At 60.6% G+C, this 20,684-nt stretch carries 19 protein-coding genes; 7 read left to right on the forward strand and 12 right to left on the reverse strand.

Annotated elements, in window-relative coordinates; genetic code table 11:
- The first annotated feature begins 4 nt into the window (after nucleotides 1-4).
- Both AC1RME_RS13840 and AC1RME_RS13845 read left to right on the forward strand, forming a co-directional pair.
- Entirely contained in the window at nucleotides 5-1,192 is a 1,188-nt protein-coding gene (locus tag AC1RME_RS13840; protein ID WP_493091418.1) for a type II secretion system F family protein, read from the forward strand.
- A 76-nt stretch (nucleotides 1,193-1,268) separates the two neighbouring features.
- Complete coding sequence (locus AC1RME_RS13845; protein ID WP_493091419.1) at nucleotides 1,269-1,847, forward strand: hypothetical protein; 579 nt, start codon at nucleotides 1,269-1,271, stop codon at nucleotides 1,845-1,847.
- Between the two features lie 31 nt (nucleotides 1,848-1,878).
- On the opposite strand, the gene AC1RME_RS13850 is transcribed toward AC1RME_RS13845, so the two are convergent.
- Complete coding sequence (locus AC1RME_RS13850; RefSeq protein WP_096821305.1) at nucleotides 1,879-2,778, reverse strand: LysR family transcriptional regulator; 900 nt, start codon at nucleotides 2,776-2,778, stop codon at nucleotides 1,879-1,881.
- Between the two features lie 162 nt (nucleotides 2,779-2,940).
- On the opposite strand from AC1RME_RS13850, the gene AC1RME_RS13855 reads away from it, so the two are divergent.
- Together AC1RME_RS13855 and AC1RME_RS13860 are read left to right on the forward strand one after the other, a co-directional pair.
- On the forward strand, nucleotides 2,941-3,957 hold the full coding sequence (locus tag AC1RME_RS13855) for an alpha/beta hydrolase (RefSeq protein ID WP_096821304.1): 1,017 nt from the start codon (nucleotides 2,941-2,943) through the stop codon (nucleotides 3,955-3,957).
- A 63-nt stretch (nucleotides 3,958-4,020) separates the two neighbouring features.
- Nucleotides 4,021-5,448, forward strand: a complete 1,428-nt coding sequence (locus tag AC1RME_RS13860) for a mechanosensitive ion channel domain-containing protein (protein ID WP_493091420.1) — start codon at nucleotides 4,021-4,023, stop codon at nucleotides 5,446-5,448.
- Nucleotides 5,449-5,506: 58 nt separating this feature from the next.
- Here the strand turns inward: AC1RME_RS13860 and ycaC are convergent, their stop codons facing one another.
- From ycaC to AC1RME_RS13900, 8 genes are all read right to left on the reverse strand, one after another.
- Entirely contained in the window at nucleotides 5,507-6,133 is a 627-nt protein-coding gene (gene ycaC, locus AC1RME_RS13865) for an isochorismate family cysteine hydrolase YcaC (RefSeq protein ID WP_096821302.1), read from the reverse strand.
- Between the two features lie 66 nt (nucleotides 6,134-6,199).
- Nucleotides 6,200-8,044, reverse strand: coding sequence for an amidohydrolase (locus AC1RME_RS13870; RefSeq protein ID WP_102621580.1), 1,845 nt, complete (start codon nucleotides 8,042-8,044; stop codon nucleotides 6,200-6,202).
- 45 nt (nucleotides 8,045-8,089) lie between these two features.
- Nucleotides 8,090-8,716, reverse strand: coding sequence for an antibiotic biosynthesis monooxygenase (locus AC1RME_RS13875; protein WP_493091421.1), 627 nt, complete (start codon nucleotides 8,714-8,716; stop codon nucleotides 8,090-8,092).
- Nucleotides 8,709-9,125 carry a DoxX family protein gene (locus tag AC1RME_RS13880; protein WP_493091422.1) on the reverse strand — a complete coding sequence of 139 codons (417 nt, stop codon included), beginning with the start codon at nucleotides 9,123-9,125 and terminating at the stop codon, nucleotides 8,709-8,711. The genes AC1RME_RS13875 and AC1RME_RS13880 overlap by 8 nt, the downstream gene beginning before the upstream one ends.
- A 624-nt stretch (nucleotides 9,126-9,749) precedes the next feature.
- Nucleotides 9,750-10,241: a hypothetical protein gene (locus AC1RME_RS13885; RefSeq protein ID WP_493091423.1), complete on the reverse strand. Its 492-nt coding sequence runs from the start codon at nucleotides 10,239-10,241 to the stop codon at nucleotides 9,750-9,752.
- 85 nt (nucleotides 10,242-10,326) lie between these two features.
- Nucleotides 10,327-11,022, reverse strand: a complete 696-nt coding sequence (locus AC1RME_RS13890) for a hypothetical protein (RefSeq protein ID WP_493091424.1) — start codon at nucleotides 11,020-11,022, stop codon at nucleotides 10,327-10,329.
- Between the two features lie 313 nt (nucleotides 11,023-11,335).
- A complete protein-coding gene (locus AC1RME_RS13895) occupies nucleotides 11,336-11,707 on the reverse strand; it encodes a DUF6124 family protein (RefSeq protein ID WP_493091425.1) in 372 nt (123 codons plus the stop codon).
- Between the two features lie 317 nt (nucleotides 11,708-12,024).
- Nucleotides 12,025-12,948: a LysR family transcriptional regulator gene (locus AC1RME_RS13900; protein WP_493091426.1), complete on the reverse strand. Its 924-nt coding sequence runs from the start codon at nucleotides 12,946-12,948 to the stop codon at nucleotides 12,025-12,027.
- 210 nt (nucleotides 12,949-13,158) lie between these two features.
- Between AC1RME_RS13900 and AC1RME_RS13905 the strand changes: the two genes are divergently transcribed.
- Nucleotides 13,159-13,560 carry a helix-turn-helix domain-containing protein gene (locus AC1RME_RS13905; RefSeq protein WP_096821297.1) on the forward strand — a complete coding sequence of 134 codons (402 nt, stop codon included), beginning with the start codon at nucleotides 13,159-13,161 and terminating at the stop codon, nucleotides 13,558-13,560.
- Between the two features lie 7 nt (nucleotides 13,561-13,567).
- Here the strand turns inward: AC1RME_RS13905 and AC1RME_RS13910 are convergent, their stop codons facing one another.
- On the reverse strand, nucleotides 13,568-14,137 hold the full coding sequence (locus AC1RME_RS13910) for a flavodoxin family protein (protein ID WP_096821296.1): 570 nt from the start codon (nucleotides 14,135-14,137) through the stop codon (nucleotides 13,568-13,570).
- A gap of 334 nt (nucleotides 14,138-14,471) precedes the next feature.
- Here AC1RME_RS13910 and AC1RME_RS13915 point away from each other — a divergent pair, with 334 nt between their 5' ends.
- On the forward strand, nucleotides 14,472-17,258 hold the full coding sequence (locus tag AC1RME_RS13915; RefSeq protein WP_096821295.1) for an ATP-binding protein: 2,787 nt from the start codon (nucleotides 14,472-14,474) through the stop codon (nucleotides 17,256-17,258).
- Here the strand turns inward: AC1RME_RS13915 and AC1RME_RS13920 are convergent.
- On the reverse strand, nucleotides 17,220-18,692 hold the full coding sequence (locus AC1RME_RS13920) for an ATP-binding protein (RefSeq protein WP_493091427.1): 1,473 nt from the start codon (nucleotides 18,690-18,692) through the stop codon (nucleotides 17,220-17,222). The two genes, AC1RME_RS13915 and AC1RME_RS13920, sit on opposite strands and share 39 nt — an antisense overlap.
- 90 nt (nucleotides 18,693-18,782) lie before the next feature.
- Nucleotides 18,783-19,733, reverse strand: a complete 951-nt coding sequence (locus AC1RME_RS13925) for a GlxA family transcriptional regulator (RefSeq protein ID WP_192560326.1) — start codon at nucleotides 19,731-19,733, stop codon at nucleotides 18,783-18,785.
- Nucleotides 19,734-19,946: 213 nt separating this feature from the next.
- On the opposite strand from AC1RME_RS13925, the gene AC1RME_RS13930 reads away from it, so the two are divergent.
- Nucleotides 19,947-20,669 (forward strand): pirin family protein, encoded by a 723-nt coding sequence (locus AC1RME_RS13930; protein ID WP_102621571.1) that lies wholly within the window; start codon nucleotides 19,947-19,949, stop codon nucleotides 20,667-20,669.
- Nucleotides 20,670-20,684 lie beyond the last annotated feature (15 nt).

Consider the following 20,684-nt stretch of genomic DNA (forward strand, 5'->3'; position numbering starts at 1 on the left):
CGGCATGCGTTTTCATCTGAAGGCAGTGGGCAAGGCCGGCGTGGTGTCGCTGAACATCGAGGCGCCCGGTCACAGCGAAGCACGGCGCATCGCCGAGGATCAGGGCTTGCGCGTGGTCAGCCTGCACGCCGAGCGTCACTGGCGTTCGTTGCGCCTGAGCCAACGCGAAACCTTCAACCTGGTGCTGTTCAGCCAGGAGCTGACCACGCTGCTCAACGCCGGCCTGCCGTTGATCGATGCACTGGAAAGCCTGGCGGAAAAAGAAACCGCGCCCGCCGCCCGAAAAACCCTGACTGAGCTGGTGCGGCTGCTGTACGAAGGCAAATCGTTCTCCCAGGCGTTGGCCCAGTTGTCGGCGGTTTTCCCGCCGCTGTACGTGGCGCTGGTGCAGTCCAGCGAGAAGACCGGCGCGGTCGGCGATGCGCTGGGTCGTTATGTCAGCTATCGCCAGCGCATGGACGAGGTGCGTCAGAAGATCGTCAGCGCCTCGATCTACCCCTTGCTGTTGCTGGTGGTCGGCGGTGGCGTGGTGCTGTTTTTGATGGGCTACGTGGTGCCGCGCTTCAGCCTGGTGTTCGAAGGACTGGGCTCGAACCTGCCGTGGCTGTCGCAGATTCTGATGAGCAGCGGGATGTTTTTGCACGCACATCAGGGTGAGTTTTTCGGGATTCTGGCGGCGATCATCACCACCCTCGCCGTGTTGCAGAAACAACCGGCGTTTCGCCGTGGGCTGGATCGACTGGTGGAAAAACTCCCCGCCGTGCACCAGCGGATCTTCATGTATGAGCTGGCGCGGTTTTACCGATCACTGGGGATTCTGCTGCAAGGCGGGATTCCGCTGGTGACCGCCATGGGCATGGTCCGCGGCCTGCTCACCGTGGCCTCACAGGCGCGTTTGGACCAGGCCTGCGAACGAGTGCGCGAAGGACAGTCATTGTCCACCGCGCTGGAGCTCAATCGGCTGGTGACGCCCGTGTCCCTGCGCCTGCTGCGCGCCGGCGAGCAGTCCGGCAACCTCGGGCAAATGATGGAACGCAGCGCCGACTTCTACGACGAGGAAATCAGCCGCTGGATCGAGTGGTTCGTGCGGCTGTTCGAACCGCTGCTCATGACCTTCATCGGCCTGCTGATCGGGGTGATCGTGATCCTGATGTACATCCCGATCTTCGAACTCGCTTCAAGCATTCACTGACCCCGGGAACGGGTCGACTCAAGCGCAACACCGCACATCCAGGTTCCCAATCAAGACAACAAAGACGGAGAACGATATGCACATTCAAAAGCTCATGCTCGCAATGGCCATCGGCGCAGTCCTGTCGGCGTCTACCGTATTGATCCCGGACAACCTGTCCGGGGTGTCCAGCGTTCAGGCCAAGGAAGGTGGCAGTGGGGGTGGAGGAAGCGGTGGTGGGGGGGGCGGTGGTGGCAACGGAGGGGGCGGTAGCGGCGGAGGGGGCGGCGGCAACGGTGGCAGTGGCGGTGGCGGCAATGGCGGCAATGGCGGTAGCCACGGTGGCAGCGGCAGTGGAGGCAACAGTGGCAGCGGCGGCGGTGGAAACAGTGGCCACAGCGGCAGCGACCATGGTTCGGGCCATTCCGGCGACAGCGCCTCTTCAGGACGCAACGGCACCCACGCCGAGGCTGGGGACGATCACGGCGTTCATCGGGCCGGAGAAATCGGCGATGACCATGGGGTTCATCGTGCAGGCGAAATCGGTGATGACCACGGCGTACACCGCGCGGGCGAAATCGGTGACGACCATGGCGTACATGCCGCAGGCGAACCCGGCGATGATCGCGGGGTTCACGTTGGCGGCGAGCCAGGCGATGACAAGCGCGCCAACTGAGCAACGCTGAAGATTGTGCGAGCGGCTGGGGCTACAACACCCCCTGACGCTGATCCAGCCGCTCGCGCAAAAACTCGATCAACGCCTGCACCGGCCGCGATGCCTGACGATGCTGCGGATACACCGCCGACAGGATCAACGGCTCCGGACGCAAATCATCCAGCACCGGCACCAGGCGCCCATCCTTCAGCGCGGCCCCGACAATGAACGTCGGCAAGTAGGTAATCCCCATCCCCGCCACCGCTGCATCCCGCAGCAACTCGCCGTTGTTGACCCGCATCCGCCCGGTGACATTCACCAGCTGCGGCTTGCCCTGCCCCGCATTGAACCGCCACTGCACCGAACGCCCGTGGCCGTAAGGCAGGCAATCGTGGTTGAGCAGATCCTCTGGTTTGACCGGTGTGCCGCGCTCGGCCAGATACGCAGGGCTGGCGCAGTACACCCGCTCGATGGCGGCGATGCGTCGCGCGATCAGGGTCGAGTCTTCCAGCACGCCGATGCGCAACGCCAGGTCGTAACCCTCGCCGAGCAAGTCCACCGGGCGGTCACTCAGATCAACCTCCACCGTGACTTCGCGATAACGCTGCAAGAACAGCGGCAGCAGACACCCCAGATGCGCCACCGCAAACGACAGCGGCGCGCTGACGCGAATCGTCCCGCGCGGTTCGGCGGTCTGCCCGGCGATGCCCTGCTCCACTTGTTCAACTTCGCTTAACAGCCGCAGCGCCGACTCGTAATAGCTCTGGCCCAGTGGCGTCACGTCCAGGCGCCGGGTCGAACGGTTGAGCAGACGCACGCCGAGGCGTTCCTCCAGCTGCATCAACCGACGGCTGACGAACTGCTTGGACAGGCCCAACTGATCGGCCGCCGCCGTGAAGCTGCCGGAGTCCATCACCTGGCAAAAAATACGCATGTCTTCGAACGGGTTCATTGTCACTCTCTGGTTGACAGTTAAACGCTTTATAGCCGCTTTTTCACTTTCCGGCACCTCATTAATCTGTGCTCACGGTGTTGCTGAGGCCTGAAGCCCAGCGCCACAGCAGCCCGATCCCAAGGCATACAAAAACTCGAACGACTTAAAAAGGAATTGCACATGAACATCAAGAAAACCCTCGCCGCTTCCCTCCTCGCCCTGTCCATCGGCAACGCGTTCGCCGCCGAAGGCACTGGCGTCGAACACACCACCCAGGCCTTCCTCGACGCCCTCGCCGCAGGCGGTGGCAAACCGCTGGAGCAACTGAGCCCGAAAGACGCCCGTGCGGTGCTGACCGGCGCCCAGGCTTCGGTGAAGGTTGACCTGTCGGGCGTTGAAGTCAGCGACAAGGCAATCAAGGTCGATGGCCAGACGATCAACCTGAAAGTGGTGCGCCCGGCCAAGGTCAAGGGCGAACTGCCGGTGTTCATGTTCTTCCACGGTGGCGGCTGGGTGCTGGGCGACTTCCCGACGCACCAACGGCTGATTCGTGATCTGGTGGTGGGCTCTGGCGCGGTTGCGGTGTACGTCGATTACACGCCGTCGCCGGAAGCGCAGTACCCGACCGCGATCAATCAGGCCTACGCCGCAACGAAATGGGTGGCCGAGCACGGCAAGGACATCGGTGTCGACGGCAAGCGTCTGGCGGTGGCCGGCAACAGCGTCGGCGGCAACATGGCGGCGGTCGTGGCGTTGATGGCCAAGGAACAGAAAACCCCGGCCCTGCGCTTCCAGTTGCTGATGTGGCCTGTGACCAACGCCGGGTTCGATAACGGCTCGTACCAGCAGTTCGCCGAGGGCCACTTCCTGACCAAGGGCATGATGCAGTGGTTCTGGGACAACTACACCACCAACCCGGCCGAGCGTGCGCAGATCCATGCCTCGCCGCTCAATGCCAGCAGCGAACAGCTCAAGGGCCTGCCCGCCGCGCTGGTGCAGACCGCCGAGTTCGACGTGCTGCGTGACGAAGGCGAAGGCTACGCCCGCCACCTCGACGCGGCCGGTGTGCCGGTGACCTCGGTGCGCTACAACGGGATGATTCATGACTTCGGCCTGCTCAATCCGCTGAATCAGATTCCGGAAGTAAAAGCCGCCGTGCGCCAGGCCGCGGCGGAACTCAAGACCCATCTGAACTGAGTCCAGCCACTCGCCACACCTTCGGGTGTGGCGTTTTCTTTTGTGCCCGCCGGAGTTCACCTCATGAGCGTTTTTTCTGCCCACCTGCTGTCCTGGAGTGCCCTGCTGCTGGTGCTCGACGCCCTGCTCTGGCACCTCGCGCCGTTCAAGCATCGCGCGCAACGGGTCGGTATGCGGCTGGTGCTGTTTCTGGCCTTCAGCGCGCTGATCATCAATGCCGGCGTCAGCCCGTTGCAGGCGCCAGTCTTTGCCGATGATCAGGTAGCGCAACTGGGCGCGACGGCGCTGGGAATTTTCTGGTGGCTGTATGCCGCGCGGGCACTGACCGAAGTGATCGGCCTGATTCTGATGCGCCGCATCGGTCACAGCGGCCGGTTGTTGCAGGACGTGATCGGTGCGCTGGTGTTTCTGGTGGCCATCGTCGCGGCCGCCGGTTATGTGCTGGAGCTGCCGGTGAAAGGCCTGCTCGCCACTTCCGGGGTGTTCGCCATCGTGGTCGGTCTGGCGCTGCAAAGCACCTTGAGCGACGTGTTCTCGGGCATCGTGCTCAACACCACCAAGCCGTATCAGGTCGACGATTTCGTGGTGATCGACGGCGTCGAAGGCAAAGTGCTCGACATCGACTGGCGCGCCACGCACCTGCTGACCAGCGCCGGCACCCTGGCCGTGGTGCCGAACTCGATGGCGGCCAAGGCCAAGATCGTCAACCTCAGCCGCCCGAACAACCTGCACGGCGTGTCGATCAGCATCAAGGTGCCGAACCACATTCGCCCACGCCGGGTACTCGACGCCCTCGACCGCACGCTGCAAGGCAGCAGCAGTCTGTTGCTGACGCCTGCGCCGAAAGCGGTGCTCAAAGAGGCCGGCGAAGAGATGTCGGAATACGTGGCCAGCGGTTTTATCGCCGAGCTGGGCAAAAAGGCTGAAGTGCGCAATCAACTGTTCGACCTCGCCCATCGTCATCTCGAAGCGGCCGGTATTTCGCGGCACCCGGACGGCGTGATCGAACCTTCGACCCGCGCCCGCGCCTTGCTCGATGAAGTGAAAATCTTCCGCTCGCTCAGCCATGAAGAACGCGATCGCCTCGCCGAATCGATGGTCGCGCAGCAGTACAGCGCCGGGCAGGTTGTGCTGGATCTGAATGAAGTGCCGGACAAGCTGTTCGTGATTGCCACCGGCGTGGTCAGCGCCAGCGTGCCGGACGGCAATGGTTTCACCGAAGCCGGGCGCATGGGGCCGAGTGAGGTCATGGGTGAACAGAGCATTCTGGCCGATACGCCTTCGCAGGCAACGTTTACGGCGTTGACGTCTTCGATCATTTATCGGCTCGACAAGAACCTGACCCGCCAGTGCATGGAACAGCGCGGCGAAGTCGGCCAAGCGTTGAACAAGTTGCAGGCAGTGCGGCAGCAGAACAGTCGGCTGGAGTTGATGGCCCAGCCTTTGCCGGTTCGCAAGGGTGGGTTTCTGGGGTGGCTGCAAAAGCGCTGAGCCCTTTGCGACAGACAAAAAAATGCCCGCTCTTCAGCGGGCATTTTTCTTCAACCCATTACTTGGCAGTGAACTTGGTGTAGCTGTTGATCAGGTTGCGGTAGTTCGGCAGGCGATTCGACAGCAGATTCGCCAAACCTTCCATGTCGTTGCGCCAGTCGCCCTGCAGCTCGCAAGCCACGGAGAACCAGTTCAACAGCTGAGCACCGGCCGCCGACATGCGCGCCCACGCTGCTTGCTGCACGGTTTCGTTGAAGGTGCCGGACGAGTCGGTCACCACAAACACTTCAAAACCTTCAGCCAGCGCCGACAGGGTCGGGAACGCCACGCAGACGTCAGTCACCACACCGGCGATGATCAGTTGCTTGCGGCCGGTGGCCTTGATGGCCTTGACGAAGTCTTCGTTGTCCCAGGCGTTGATCTGGCCTGGACGCTGAATGAACGGCGCGTCCGGGAATTGTTCGCGCAGTTCAGGCACGATCGGGCCGTTCGGACCGGCGTCGAAACTGGTGGTGAGGATGGTTGGCAGTTTGAAGAACTTGGCGATGTCGCCCAGCGCCAGCACGTTGTTCTTGAACTCGTTCGGCGAGAAATCCTGCACCAGCGAGATCAGGCCGGTCTGGTGGTCGACCAGCAGGACCACGGCATCGTCTTTGTTCAGGCGCTTGTAAGGAACGTTGCTCATTTGAAACTCCTCGGGTGGTGGTGAGGTGAAGCGCCGACCCCGGTGGCCGACGCTTTATTGCAAGACTCAGAAAGCGAAGCAGGAGCAACCGAACGCGCCCCAGAAACCGGCGAAATCGCTGACCGGCGCATTCGACATCCGGGCTTTTTCATGGCTGTGGGTATGCACGGCGCACGGGCCGCTGCACTGGTGCACCTGCGCCTGCAACGGCGAATTCGGGCGCCAGTGGCCCGGGACTTTCACCACTGGCGACCAGTCCGGCAGCACCGGCAATGCACGTGGGCCTAGGTCTTCGAAGTCGCCGGCGGAATAAACGATCTTGCCGCCGACCACGGTCAGTACCGACTCGATCCACTTGATCGCCTCTTCCTCGACATGGAAGAAGTCCGCGCTCAGCGCTGCCAGATCCGCCAGTTGACCGACCTTGATCTGGCCCTTGTTGCCCTGCTCGGACGAGAACCAGGCGCTGCCGTGGGTAAACAGTTCCAGCGCGGTGGCGCGCGGCAAACCCTCTTCATACAGCGCCAGACCGCCCACGGTGCGACCGCTGACCATCCAGTACAGCGAAGTCCACGGGTTGTAACTGGACACCCGCGTGGCATCGGTACCCGCGCCGACCGGTACGCCTTCGGCGAGCATGCGTTTGATCGGTGGCGTGGCTTCGGCGGCCTGTTTGCCGTAACGGTCGACGAAGTACTCACCCTGGAACGCCATGCGATCCTGGATCGCAATACCGCCGCCCAGCGCTTTCACTCGCTCGATGTTCTGCGGGGTGATGGTTTCCGCGTGGTCGAAGAACCACGGCAAACCGTTGAACGGAATGTCGCGGTTGACCTTCTCGAACACGTCGAGCATGCGGCTGATGGATTCGTTATAGGTGGCGTGCAGACGGAACGGCCAGCGTTGCTCGACCAAGTGGCGCACCACCGGCTCCAGCTCCTGTTCCATGGTCTGCGGCAGGTCCGGGCGCGGTTCGAGGAAGTCTTCGAAGTCCGCTGCCGAGAACACCAGCATTTCTCCGGCGCCGTTGTGGCGCAGGAAGTCATCGCCCTGATGCAACTTGACGCTGCCGGTCCAGTTCTGGAAATCGGTCAGCTCTTCTTTCGGTTTCTGGGTGAACAGGTTGTAGGCGATGCGCACCGTCAGTTGCTCATCCTTGGCCAACTGCTCGATCACCTGATAATCGTCCGGGTAGTTCTGGAAACCACCGCCGGCATCGATGGCGCTGGTCAGGCCGAGGCGATTGAGCTCGCGCATGAACTGGCGGGTCGAGTTGACCTGATATTCCAGCGGCAGCTTCGGCCCCTTGGCCAGCGTCGAGTACAGAATCATCGCGTTCGGCCGCGCCACCAGCATGCCGGTCGGGTTGCCGTTGGCATCGCGCACGATCTCGCCGCCCGGCGGGTTCGGTGTGTCGCGGGTGTAGCCGGCAACGCGCAACGCAGCGCGGTTGAGCAACGCACGGTCATACAGGTGCAGGATGAACACCGGGGTGTCCGGCGCCGCCTGGTTGATTTCTTCGAGGGTCGGCATGCGTTTTTCGGCGAACTGGAATTCGTTCCAGCCACCAACCACGCGCACCCATTGCGGGGTCGGTGTGCGGTCGGCCTGATCCTTGAGCATGCGCAGCGCATCGGCCAGCGACGGTACACCTTCCCAGCGCAGTTCAAGGTTGTAGTTCAAACCGCCACGGATCAGGTGCAAGTGCGAGTCGTTGAGGCCGGGGATCACGCAGCGGCCCTTGAGATCGACGACCTGGGTGCCGGCGCCGCGCAGGGCCATGGCTTGCGCATCATTGCCGACGACGGCGAAGCGGCCGTCCTTGATCGCCACGGCACTGGCGAGGGGTTTTGTGCGGTCTACGGTATGAAATTGGCCATTGAACAGAATCAGATCAGCATTGGCGTTCATCGCAGTTCCTTCGATATTAGTGAAACGAAGCCCAGACCTGCCGACTCAGCGCGGCGGGTTGGTGTTGGAATCCAGGTGTTCATGGGGCTGACTGGCTGTCAGCCACGGTGCGAACAGGCGGGTCGCGGCCGGCATGCAGACGTACACCACCGACAGCACGATGGTCAGGGTGATCAGGAACGTGGCGACCACGTAGTTGGACAGGAAGGCATTGAGTTGCAGCAGCGGCCCCCAGATCAGCGGCACCAGCAGGGTGTGCGGCAGAATCACGAACAACGTCACCACAGCCTGCTTCCAGCGCGGTGGCGGCGAGGCGGCATCGGCCAGCGGCGTGAACCAGAACTCGTTGGCCGCATTGACCTCGGTCTGGTCACCGTCGGCGAGCATCGGCGCCGCTTCATCGATCAGCTTCTGGCGTTGCGGTGAATCGAGCCAGCGCTGCATCGCCTCGGTCGAGCAATAACGCAGCACGCAAGTGAACAGCGCGAGACCGCCCTGCTTGCTGCGCATTACGTCCACGCCCAGGTGCCCTTCTTCGCGCCCCGCCACGCTGACGATATTGCGCAGCCAGGCTTCGTACGGTTGTTCGAAACCGGCCTTGACCCGATGCTTGACGATCAACGTCACGGTTTCTTCGGGTCCCGGCTTTTTCAGGGTCTGGGAATCAGGCATAACGGAGCACTCCGGGCAAACGAACATTGAGCGCCAGCCGTCCCGGCCCGGCGATCAGAACAGTGGTGAAGAGGATCAACAGCAACCAGCCGAACTGCCCTTCGGCCACACTCCATTGCGGATGCACGAGCAGCAGCGCCACCAGCAGCACAAACAGAATAGGCAAGCACGCCAATCGCGCCAGCACCCCGGCGACGATCATTAGCGGACAGAGGACTTCAGCGAAGATCGCCAGGATCAGCGTGAGGTGGGCGCCGAGGTGGAACGGGTCTTCGATCAGTTGCAGCTGCGCGGTGAAGTCCAGCAGCTTGGGCAAGCCATGGACGAACAGCAGAAACAACCCGCCGGAGACCCGCAGGAACAGCAGGCCGAGGTGTTGCGCCTGGTCATTGCGTTGTGCAGCGTTCATGGGCCCACCCTTGATCAATCATTGCAGGGAATAGTGCAATGATTGATCGGGGGGAAATTGGATGGGTGTGCTCTTTTTGGGAGAACACGCAGAACCTTGATCATTCCACGCGGGTGCGTGGGAACGATCAATTACCTTAACCGACGTCAGGGGTACGCAGGCATTGGCCAGCTGTTCTTCGCACTCGATGCCGGGCGCGATTTTGCACATGGTGTTGGGTTTGAATACGGGAGCCGCCGCCATTCGCTGCGATACGAAGAGGTGGCAGCTATACGCGAGTCGCAGACCGGGACTCTAGAATCGGCAGACCCGAAGGTCTCCCACGTACAGCGGCCATAAGGCTGGAGGGTCTTATGCGTCCATAGATCACAGGCTGCGAAATCTAATCGTTGATTTGTCAGTGGCCCGGAAACGATAAAGCCTACCCCAAATACGCACAAGCCAGCGGATTCCGGCAGCCCTATAGGCAAAGGCGCAAGGTTGCGTGGCTTTGCGGACATAGTGCTAAAAACTAATCAATTTAGGGTTGCACCAAAACGAAAAAAAGCACTCCATTTTGTATAGAAGCCACTTTAAAATCCGGCGTATCTGAGTGCATCAGACAATAAAAAATTTAGCCAGCGATCACCGCATCATGACGTGAACTTCGTATCCTTTCCCCGTTGGCCAGTCTTCGCGCACTACCTCTACAACGCCTTTTCCAACTTTCACAGAACCATGTTCTCCCCGCTTTATCAGCGCCAAGACAGATTCGGGCAGGCTAGCCCCAAGTGCTCGCTGAGATAATTTGTTGGCAGCCGCGAGCAGGGCTTTCGTTGCGACACCAGATTGGGATGGCTGGTTATAGTTGAGCACTAACTTCACCTCCATCACGTACTGGCTAACCCCAGTAACATAAAAGGCCAGATTATTCGCCAAGCCTGCTGCTGAGCCGATGTCCTTATAGTCACTGGCACAGCCTGATGACCCATCTCCGTAATCGTCGACCCATTTGCGCCCATTCAAACCGGAGTCCGAAAGCAACGAACACGCCTTTGAGGGGATCGGTTCAATGATCTCAGCAGAGGCTGAGGTTGCGAACAGCGCAACAGCAACAAACAAAAACAGCTTCTTCAAAATTCGTCTCCCTATGCGACTCAATACCGGACCGAACACAAATACTCCACTTCTACAAATCACGCTAGCAACGAGTGGAACGGTACTACCAAGGCCTGGACGTTGAACGACCATACTTTGTCATCCATATCAAAAATTCATTACCGAATGGGGCGATTTTGAATGCATCGTCCGCTCTGATCATTAAGCCACGCCCGATCAAAAACTCAAGAAACGGACCGGCTTGCCATTCATCAAGATGTGGTTTGAAGCGTTCTTTGTATGACTCCCACTCTCGTTCTGCCTCGTGAAATGGTAGGCCAACAACACCCCTCTCATTCAAGATCTGAAGCAGCTGAATCTGACCACCAAATATATTTGAATACGTATTTTCGAAAAAACAAAGAACCCTCCAACCCGCACTATCCATGAGAAGAAACTGATCAATTTCAGGCTGCTCTTTATCAACCAACTGGAGCTTTATATCCTCAACAGCCTGATTAAATACGTGAGGAAAATCGCCGGTGTGAGAGTTTTGGATTTCAATTTTCTTTGTTGTAGGTTGAACCGGCGGAAGCGACGACTCGACTTCAAAACCGTCAGCCCCAACTTTTTTAATTCTTGAAATAATGTTTCTGATTTCATTTTTGAAGCAATACACCATGATGCAGAAAATTATAAGCACAGCATGAGGCATCTCTAACCCACCCCAAGTTGCCGCTATCACATGCTCAACCCACCCCCAAATAGATACGACAACACACAGAAAAACAGACCAACTCGATTCGCTTGCACTGTTCAATTTTCCGTTCCTCTTATAGCTTCGTGCTGGGTCCTGAACCAATAGACTACAAACGCGATCAGCGCCAACACCCAGTTATCTCCTGACATAGAACGCCCTATCCCCCCAAAAAAGCCGGTTGAGCGCTCGACTGTTACGAAGCTGGTGACCTCCGATGTACAACGGTTTTACCCGATCACCGTATTCGTTGAAGACTTGTGCCGCCGGCCACACCGTCACTAACTCCGCCGAGCTAAATCTAGAAGGAGAGTCCTTGAGCGAGATGTACCAAGATCGTTCCCACTCCGTATGGGAACGATCAAATTGCGTGGGTTTACGCGCTCGCTTCAGCCGCTAGTTCGAGAGTATCCAGCACTCTGTTCACCGCCAGCTCCCCCAACATGATCAACTGCGCAATCCCCAACAACACATGTCGCTGCGGGCCGTCGAGCATTCCGGCGAAGTCGTTGGCCATGACTTTGGCCGAGGTCAGGGTTTCACAGGCGTTGGCCAGCAGTTCTTCGCGCTCGATGCCGGGGGCGATCTTGTACATGGTGTTGGGTTTGAGCACGGGTTTTCGCGGGAGGAGCGGATTGAGGTAATGATCGAGAGCGCGTTCGGCGGCTTCGTGGAATTTCCTGGAGTCGAGGGTTTCGTAGGGCGAGGTTGTATCGGTTTCAGGTGGGTTTGGCGTGGGTTTGATCATGGTTGCATCTCCAGAGTCATTGAGCTGCCACGATTCGCTGCGATACGAAGGGGTGGCAGCCATACGCGGGTCGCAGACCGGGACTCTAGAACCGGCAGACCCAAGGGTCTCCCACGTACAGCCGCCATAAAACCGGAGGATGTTGTGCGTCTAGAGATCGCGGGCTGCGAGACCCGATCACTGATTCGTCAGCGACCCGGAAACGATAAGACCCAGCCCCAAGGCGCACAAGCCGGCGGATTCTGGCGTACACGTAGGCAAAGGCGCAAGGCGTTGTGGCTTACCGGAAGTAACGCTAAACACCTTTCAACAACACACTAAGCCGCCGGTATATCCAGCGTCACCGACATGAACTGACTGATCCGCGACCGCAGCCATTTCTCCGCCGGATCGTTGTCATGCACCCCGCTCCACGCCATCGACAGTTGCGCGGCATCAATCGGGAACGGTGGATCCTCAGCCCGCAACGCACAGCCTTCGACCAATGCACACGCCGCGTAATCCGGCACGGTCGCGATCATCTCGGTACCCGCCAGCAGCGCGCGCAAACCGCTGAATTGCGGCACGCCAAGCACCACGCGGCGGCTGCGGCCAACCTTGGCCAGATCCACGTCGATGTTGCCACTCAGGTCACCCGAGAACGACACCATCGCATGAGGCCGCTCGCAGTATTCGTCGAGGGTCAGCGGGCCCGGGCGGTTATCGCCGCGCAGAACCTTGCAGGGAATGTCGCGCAGTTTCTTGCGCTTGGCGTTGGCCGGCAGATCGGTGGTGTAGCTCACGCCGACGGAGATTTCCCCAGACGCCAACAGCGTCGGCATCAGCAGGTAGTTGGCGCGGCGCACCACGACCACGATCCCCGGCGCCTCTTCCTGCAACTGGCGCAATAGCGGTGGAAACAGACCGAACTCGGCGTCATCCGACAGGCCGATGCGGAACACGTCACAACTGGTGGCAGGATCGAATTCCTTGGCCCGACTGACCGCGCCGGAAATCACGTCCATCGCCGGTTGCAGTTCCTGAAGAATCGCCAACGCCCGCGCCGTCGGCTCCATGCCGCGACCGTTGCGCAGCAGCAGCGGGTCGTCGAACAGATCGCGCAAGCGGCCCAGTGCCGCGCTCACCGCCGGTTGGCCCATGAACAGTTTTTCGGCGACGCGGGTCAGGTTCTTTTCGAACATCAGTGCTTCGAAAATCACCAGCAGGTTCATGTCGACGCGGCGCAGATCGTTTCGGTTCATGGGCGTGTTTTCCTTTTGGCCAGGCGCAAGTGCTACGCACTTTACTTGATCGGCGGCCATTCGAAATCAGCTTTGGTAGCGGAATTAACAACGTTTAACTCGTCAGCCTTCGCCCCTCGCCAAACAATGAATCCCTCTGCGCAGCGTTGTTTTATTGACCTGAGGGAAAGCGCTGACCGTGCCTTCCCCCCCCCGACACGGACATTGGCCATGGCTCATTCACAGCAAACCGTCGCCCTCGCCCCTGCCAGCGAACCCCGCAAGATCAACACCGGTGGCCTCAGCCCGCAGCGCGAACGCTTGGTGAAACAACTGATCCTCGAACGCCTCGGCGACAGCCTTGAAGTCACCGAACTGGCCAACGCCTGTGCACTGTCGCGCAGTCACTTTTCCCGGGCGTTCAAGTGCAGCACCGGGTACTCGCCGCAAGACTGGATCCGCGCCCAGCGCATTGCCCGGGCCAAACTGTTGATCCAGCACACCAACCACAGCCTCACGCAGATCAGCCTGGAATGCGGCTTCTGTGACCAGGCGCACTTCTGCCACATCTTCACCCGCAGCGAAGGGATCAATCCGTTTGCGTGGCGTTGTCAGGTCATGAAAAACCGCTGAGGCGGTGTCATTCCCGCGCCATCCGCTGAGCCAGCCGCGCCACCCGCTCGCCCAGGTGCGCGGCGGTTTGTTGGTCTTCCAGCGGCGGTGCCTGTTCGGGCGGTTGCTCGACCGAGGATTGGGACATGGCGCCGAGGGAGCTGCCGAGGCGATTCAATTGGCCATCGAAGGCACCAGCATGTGCACGTGCCGGCAACAGATCGAGCCCGACCCAGATCATCGAATGCTGGGCGGCGAACACCGCCAGTTGCAGCAGGGTATTGAGTTTGTCGCCACACAGGCTGCCGGAGTTGGTGAAGCCCGCCGCGAGTTTGTTGCGCCACGGCCGGGCAAGATAGAACGAGGCCGTGGCCTCCATGAACTGCTTGAACGCCGCCGAAGCGCTGCCCATGTAGGTCGGCGCGCCGAAGATGATGGCGTCGGCGCGGTGCAGGTCATCCCAGTGGGCTTCCACGTCTTCCACCGCCAGCAACAGGCAAGTGCTGCCCAGGTGGCGTTCCACACCCTGCGCCACAGCCTGGGCCATGACGCGGGTGTGCCCGTAGCCACTGTGATAGACCACCACTACCTTGCTCATCGCAGCGTCCTCCGGACGTATGCACTCCATTGCCTTGGAGTTTTGGCTCTAGAACGGGCGCGGACGAGTTAATCGTTGTTAATTTTTCCCGGCTGTCGGGCGAGCCGGCACAGGTTCCAGCCTTTAAATACAGTGATGTCAGCACCCGACACGGACAGACGCTCAAATGTCAGGTCTTCAAGCAAGTTGCGTTGACGCCCATTCCTGAAGAATATGCTCGGATACTGCGGATTAGACGGCTTGCATGCCCATCGAGTCGCTGTCCGACCACCCCGTCACGGTTTTTTCACCCTGTTCGGGTCAGGATCATAAAAAACATCGAAGGAGTGGGCGGTTGAGTCTTTCCCCGAATCAGGCCATCGGATTTGGCCCCTATCGGATCCACCCCGGCCAGCGACTGGTGCTTGAAGGCGACCAGCCTTTGCGCCTGGGCCGCCGCGCCATGGACATTCTGCTGATCCTGCTGGCCAACGCCGGCGAGGTCGTGAGCAAGCAGCAATTGATCGCCGAAATCTGGCCGGACAGCGTGGTGGAAGACATCAACCTGCGAGTGCACATGGCCGCCCTGCGCAAGGCTCTCGGCGACGGTCAGGCCGGGCAGCGCTACATCGTCACGGTGGCGCAGCGCGGTTACAGTTTCGTCGCGCCGATCCTGCTGCAATCCATCGAACAACGCCCCGCAACCGACCCCATCGGTCGGCACAACCTGCCATTGCGTCGTACACGGATGATCGGTCGTCAGCCGGTGGTCGACAGCTTGATGACGCAACTGCCGCGCCAACGCTGCATCACCCTCGTTGGCCCCGGCGGCATCGGCAAGACCACCGTGGCCTTGCGCGTCGCCGAACAGTTGATCGGCCGTTATCGCGACGGTATTCGTCTGCTGGATCTGGCACCGCTCAACGATTCCGGCTCGATCTGCTCGCACCTCGCCGCCCTGCTGGACCTTTCGCTGCATGACAGTGAACCGATGGCGTGCCTGATCAACAGCCTGCGCGAGCGCCAGATGCTGCTGGTGATCGATAACTGCGAGCACTTGATCGACGCCGTGGCACTGCTCAGCGAAAGCATTCTGCGTGGCGCGCCGCAGGTGCACATCCTGGCCACCAGCCGCGAAAGCCTGCGCGCCGAGGGCGAATACGTGCAGCGTCTGGAATCACTCGACTGCCCGCCACCGATTGCGGTGCTGGACCGCGATCAGGCGATGGGATTTTCCGCGCTGCAGCTGTTCGTCGAACGGGCAATGGCCGCCCACGAACACTTTGAGCCGGGCAATGCCGACCTGCCCTTGATCGTCGAAATCTGCCGTCGGCTGGATGGCATCCCGCTGGCGCTGGAGCTGGCGGCCGCACAGGTGGCGAGCCTTGGGCTGGACGGTGTGCTGAGTCAGCTTCAGGGAAGCTTGCCGGCGGGTAACCAGACTCACCTCGGCCGACATGAAACCTTGCGTGCCACGCTGGACTGGAGCTTCAACCTGCTCAACGGCTGCGAGCAGACCAGCCTGCGCCGACTGGGCGTGTTCAGTGGCGCGTTCACGCTGGAATCTGCGGCAGCGGTCATCGTCGGCCAGCACATCGAGCCAGGCGAAGTGTTCGCCTCGATCACGCAACTGGTCGCCAAGTCGTTGCTCAACGTCGAGGTCGGCGATGAAGAAGTGTTCTATCGCCTGCTCGACACCACCCGCCGCTATGCGCTGGAAAAACTCGACCAGGCCGCCGAACTCGGCGAAACCCGCGAGCGTCATGCCGAACGCTGCCTGGCGTTGATGCATCAGGCCCAGGCCGATTGGGAGAACACGCCGACCGAAGTGTGGATCGAGCGCTACGCCCGTGGCCTGGAAGACCTGCGGGCGGCGCTGGAGTGGACGCTGAATGATGAAGGCTCGCGCCCGCTCGGCGTGCGCCTGACGGCGACTTCGGCGCCGTTGTGGCAAGAGTTGTCCCTGCTCAAGGAGTACGGCGTTCATGTGCGCCGGGCACTCGCGTTGCTGGCGTCATCCGACGAGCCCTGCCCGCGACTGGAAATCGCCTTGAAACTGGCCCTCGGCAGCGCCTGCTATCACACCTGGGGCGGCACACCGGAAACCATCGAAGCCTTCGTCAGCGCCCGCCTGTTGGCGCAACGGCACGACGACAAGGCCGGGCAATTGCGTGCGGTGTCGGGGCACATGGCGGTCAACCTCAGTTGCGGGCATTACCGGATGGCGCTGGAACAGAGCGAGCAATTCGAAAGCCTCGGCCTGCACGGCGATGCACAACTGTCCCTGAGTACCCACCGTTTGCGGGTGCTCGCGCTGCATTACGCCGGCGATCAGCATCAGGCGCGAATCCACGCCGAGCAAGTCATTCAGCGCATGGCCCACAGCGGCCACCTCAACCGCTTCACCCACGGTTTCGGCGTGCAATACGATCAGAGCGTCGCCTCGCTGACCGTTCTCGCCCGGGTGTTATGGCTGCAAGGTTTTCCCGAGCAGGCCTGGCGCACGGCGCGGCAGGCGCTGGACATCGCGGTACAGATCAACCACGGCACCTCGATCTGCTACACCCTGGCACTCGCTTCGTGCCTGATCGCCCATTACAACGGCGACGGGCAAAACGCCCGCGCGTTGCTGCAACTGCTGCTCGAACAGGCGCAGAAGCATTCGGTGCTGCTGTTCTACACGTGGGCGCGGCACTATGCGCAGGTGATCGACGCCGACAAGGCTCCCGCGATACCGCCCGCCGATAGCGGCCTGGTCAGGGAAATCATGGTCACACTGGACACCGGTTTCGTTGATGATGCATTGCTCGAACGAGCACAAAGCGGCGCGGCTGGCTGGAGCACCGCGGAAATCCTGCGAGCTCGGGCCGAGCGATTGCTGGCCGCTGAATCGCCCTGCCATCACACCGTCGAAAGCGCCTTGCAGCAATCGCTTGTGATTGCGAAGACGCAAGGCGCCCTGGCGTGGGAACTGCGCAGTGCGACATCGCTGGCTCAGTTGTGGCAGCGCCAGTCGCGCTACCGCGAAGCACTGGAGTTACTGACACCGGTCTACCAGCGCTTCACCGAAGGTTACGCCACCCCGGATTTGCGCAAGGTGCGCTTACTGCTCGACGAATTGCGCAGTCAGTTGCGGGCGTGAGTTCGATCGCGTGCGTCCCAGGTAACGCGCATGCCGACGCTCGACATCACCCAACTCGCCGCCCTGCTCTAGTTGCTCACGGGCATAACGGCGCGTGGTGTTGAGCATTCGATAGCGCAGCGTTCCGCTGGATCGATCCACCGTCAGCAACGACTTGGCCGCCAACTGTTCAACGACAGCCACCAGCGTAGAGGGTGGCAGTTGCACGCAACTGATCACGCCGATGGCGGCATCCAGCGTGAACGCCATTTTGAACACCGATAACCGCTGCAGCACGCGTTGTTCGTGCTCGCTCAAGCGTTGATAACTCCAGTCCAGCGCGGCCATCATCGACTGATGACGTGGCACGGCGGTCCGGCGGCCGTGACTCAAGACTTGCAGGCCGTTATCCAGCTGCGCCTGCAACCCGACCAGCGCCAGCGCGTCGATCTGCGCCGCCGCGAGTTCAATCGCCAGCGGAAGGCCGTCGAGTCGTCGACAGATATCGCGCACCGTTTCCAGATCCTGCTCACGCAGACAGAAGCCGTGTTGACGGGTACGGGCGCGACTGACAAACAGTTGCACCGCCGAATAATCCATGACCTCGTCGACGCTGTTGAGCGCCGAGGTTTTAGGAGTGGTGAGAGGCGGCAATGGCTGGAGGACTTCCAGGGCGAGACGCAACGGCTCGCGGCTGGTGGCCAGGATCGACAGACGGGGCGCAGCGTCGAGCAAGGTCTCCAGCAGGCCCCGGCAGGCTTCGTGCAGAGGGTCGCAGTTATCCAGCACCAGCAACGCGTGGCGCGTAGCCAGGGTGGGGAAATCGATATCGAGGGTATGCAAAAGATGATCGACGAGTGAGGTTTGCTCGTCGATCAGGGATAAATCCACCCGCCAGACGCCATCGCGAAAATGCTGCAGCAACAGCTCCGCCGCTCTCAGCGCCACGGTGCTCTTGCCGACGCCGGCAGGTCCCGTCACCGTTATCAGTCGGGACAGCGGCAATTGCCGCACCAGACCACCGACCAATGAATCGCGGCCGGTGACAGGCGTCAGCCGTGCGGGCAGATTGTGCTGCGGAGCTTGCAGGCTTTCGAACACCACCTGGGCGACGCTGTCGCCGTGCACCGGTGCAACGAAGCTGTACCCGCATTGCGGCACATTGACGATGTAGCGCTGTCCGTTCTCGCCATCGCCCAGGGCCCGGCGCAACGCCGCGATGTGCACCCGCAGATTGATCTCCTCGACCACCGACGTTGGCCATACCAGCGCGATCAATTGCTCTTTGCTGACCACCCGGCCGGCACGCTCGACCAACACTTGCAGAATGTCCAGCGCACGACCGCCCATGCGCAGTTGCCGATCCCCTTCGAGGATCAGCCGTTGGCGCAAATGGAACGCGTACGGACCGAAATGCAGGACCGACGCCGAGTTCAATTCGTTGAGGCTGTTCATGTCCGTTATCTTGGCAGGCCACGATGACGGTACAACCGTCACACGGGGCGCAGCACGGACATCCGGGTGCGTGTAACGGACAGAATCGCTCTAGCTGAACTGTTCGCGATACTGGGCCGGGGTCAGCCCAAGCTTTTCGCCGAACAGAAAACGCATGTGGCGCACGCTGCCGAAACCACTTTTGTAGGCCACCGTCTTCAACGGCAGATCGCTGGTTTCCAGCAGATTGCGAGCGCAATCGATGCGCGCACTTTGCAGGAACTCCATGGGCGTCATGTTGACTTCGCGAGCGAACACCCGGGCGAAATGACGAGCGCTCATGTTCGCAAGGCTTGCCATGCGTTCGATGGTGAAGCTTTCTTCAAGGTGTTCCAGAACGTGATTCTGTACCCGGGTGATGGGCGTTTCCTGGGGCGAAACCGCCGCCATCAGCGGACTGAATTGCGCCTGACCGCCCTGACGCTTCATCACCACCAACAGCACTTTGGCCACGTCCTGGGCGAGTTTCTTGCCGTGATCGCGGGCCACCACTGCCAGTGCCAGATCGATGCCGGCCGTGACGCCGCCGGACGTGATCAGGTTTCGGTCCTCGACAAAGATCTGGTCGGTGGCGACATCCGCGTTCGGAAAACCCTTGATCAAGCGTTCGGTGTAATTCCAGTGGGTGGTCACGCGATAACCGTCGAGCAACCCGGCGTAACCCAACACAAAGGCCCCCGTGCAAATCGAACCGTAGCGCTCGGCACGGCCGACCGCACCTTGGAGCCAAGCCAGCAACGGCGGGCATTTTTCGTTGTAGGCCCCGGGACCGCCCGGCACCAACAGCAGGTCATAGCGATCACTGGCTTCGTCGATGTGCCGGTCTGTGTGCACCAGCACGCCGTTGGAGGCGCGCAGCGGCCCACGCTCAGTGCCCAGAAGCGTCAGTTGATAATGAGCGTCCGGCTTCAGGTATCGGTTGGCAACCGAAAACACTTCCAGCGGCCCGGCCATATCGAGCAGAAGAAACTCGGGAAACAACACCATTGCCACGGTTTTCATGAGCAGACATCACTGAAATCAATGAACGGTTATAAGTTGCCGCATTATGGCCAAGTACAGCGCAAACGTTGAAAAAGAATGCGTGAACTGACTCACACAACTGTCAACCCTGAGGGGACAGTATTTCAATTTTCATCTACTTATTGCGCCCAAGAGTAACCAGTAACCTTCTCCTCACTCGGACGAATCAACGTCCTGAAAGGAGATTTCATCATGCTGACCCTTCGCAAAGCTTCCGACCGTGGTCTGGCCAATCATGGCTGGTTGAAGTCCTTCCACACCTTTTCTTTCGCCAGTTATCGCGACCCGCGTGAGCAGGGTTTCTCCGACCTGCTGGTGATCAACGATGACCGCGTCGCCGCTGGCAAAGGCTTCGGCCAGCACCCGCACCGTGACATGGAGATTTTCTCCTATGTGCTCGAAGGTGCACTGGAACACAAGGACACCCTGGGCACCGGCTCAGTCATCCGCCCGGGCGATGTGCAACTGATGAGCGCTGGCAGCGGCGTGGCCCACAGCGAGTTCAACCACTCGGCGACCAAGCCTGTGCACTTCCTGCAGATCTGGATCGTGCCGGACGTCAGTGGTGCCAAACCGCGCTATCAACAGGAGCACTTCAGCGAACAGAAAAAACGCGGTCGCCTGCAACTGATCATCTCGCCCGAAGGCACCCACGGCTCGCTCAAAGTGCGCCAGGATGCACGCGTGTATGCCGGGCTGTTCGATGGCCAGGAAAGCGCCACACTCGAGCTGCCAGCAAACCGCTACGCCTATGTGCATGTTGCTCGCGGCAGCGTTGAACTGAACGGCGTGCAGTTGAAGGAAGGCGACGGTGTGCGGGTTCGTGAAGAACAGGCGCTGACCCTGAGCAATGGCCAGGATGCCGAAGTGCTGGTGTTTGATCTGCGGCCGCAGGAGTTGCCGGAAATGCCATGAGTCGCTGGTGTTCAT

Source organism: Pseudomonas sp. GW822-FHT03F08 (assembly GCF_058801265.1).

Bases quoted from the DNA above. Each gene is read 5' to 3' on its own strand.
- AC1RME_RS13880 (WP_493091422.1), bottom strand. From the start codon at position 9,125: ATGAACGCTGCACAACGCAATGACCAGGCGCAACACCTCGGCCTGCTG.
- AC1RME_RS13860 (WP_493091420.1), top strand. From the start codon at position 4,021: ATGAGCGTTTTTTCTGCCCACCTGCTGTCCTGGAGTGCCCTGCTGCTG.
- AC1RME_RS13930 (WP_102621571.1), top strand. From the start codon at position 19,947: ATGCTGACCCTTCGCAAAGCTTCCGACCGTGGTCTGGCCAATCATGGC.
- AC1RME_RS13900 (WP_493091426.1), bottom strand. From the start codon at position 12,948: ATGAACCGAAACGATCTGCGCCGCGTCGACATGAACCTGCTGGTGATT.
- AC1RME_RS13840 (WP_493091418.1), top strand. From the start codon at position 5: ATGCGTTTTCATCTGAAGGCAGTGGGCAAGGCCGGCGTGGTGTCGCTG.
- AC1RME_RS13920 (WP_493091427.1), bottom strand. From the start codon at position 18,692: ATGAACAGCCTCAACGAATTGAACTCGGCGTCGGTCCTGCATTTCGGT.
- AC1RME_RS13850 (WP_096821305.1), bottom strand. From the start codon at position 2,778: ATGAACCCGTTCGAAGACATGCGTATTTTTTGCCAGGTGATGGACTCC.
- AC1RME_RS13845 (WP_493091419.1), top strand. From the start codon at position 1,269: ATGCACATTCAAAAGCTCATGCTCGCAATGGCCATCGGCGCAGTCCTG.
- AC1RME_RS13910 (WP_096821296.1), bottom strand. From the start codon at position 14,137: ATGAGCAAGGTAGTGGTGGTCTATCACAGTGGCTACGGGCACACCCGC.
- AC1RME_RS13855 (WP_096821304.1), top strand. From the start codon at position 2,941: ATGAACATCAAGAAAACCCTCGCCGCTTCCCTCCTCGCCCTGTCCATC.
- AC1RME_RS13905 (WP_096821297.1), top strand. From the start codon at position 13,159: ATGGCTCATTCACAGCAAACCGTCGCCCTCGCCCCTGCCAGCGAACCC.
- AC1RME_RS13870 (WP_102621580.1), bottom strand. From the start codon at position 8,044: ATGAACGCCAATGCTGATCTGATTCTGTTCAATGGCCAATTTCATACC.
- AC1RME_RS13875 (WP_493091421.1), bottom strand. From the start codon at position 8,716: ATGCCTGATTCCCAGACCCTGAAAAAGCCGGGACCCGAAGAAACCGTG.
- AC1RME_RS13895 (WP_493091425.1), bottom strand. From the start codon at position 11,707: ATGATCAAACCCACGCCAAACCCACCTGAAACCGATACAACCTCGCCC.
- ycaC (WP_096821302.1), bottom strand. From the start codon at position 6,133: ATGAGCAACGTTCCTTACAAGCGCCTGAACAAAGACGATGCCGTGGTC.
- AC1RME_RS13925 (WP_192560326.1), bottom strand. From the start codon at position 19,733: ATGAAAACCGTGGCAATGGTGTTGTTTCCCGAGTTTCTTCTGCTCGAT.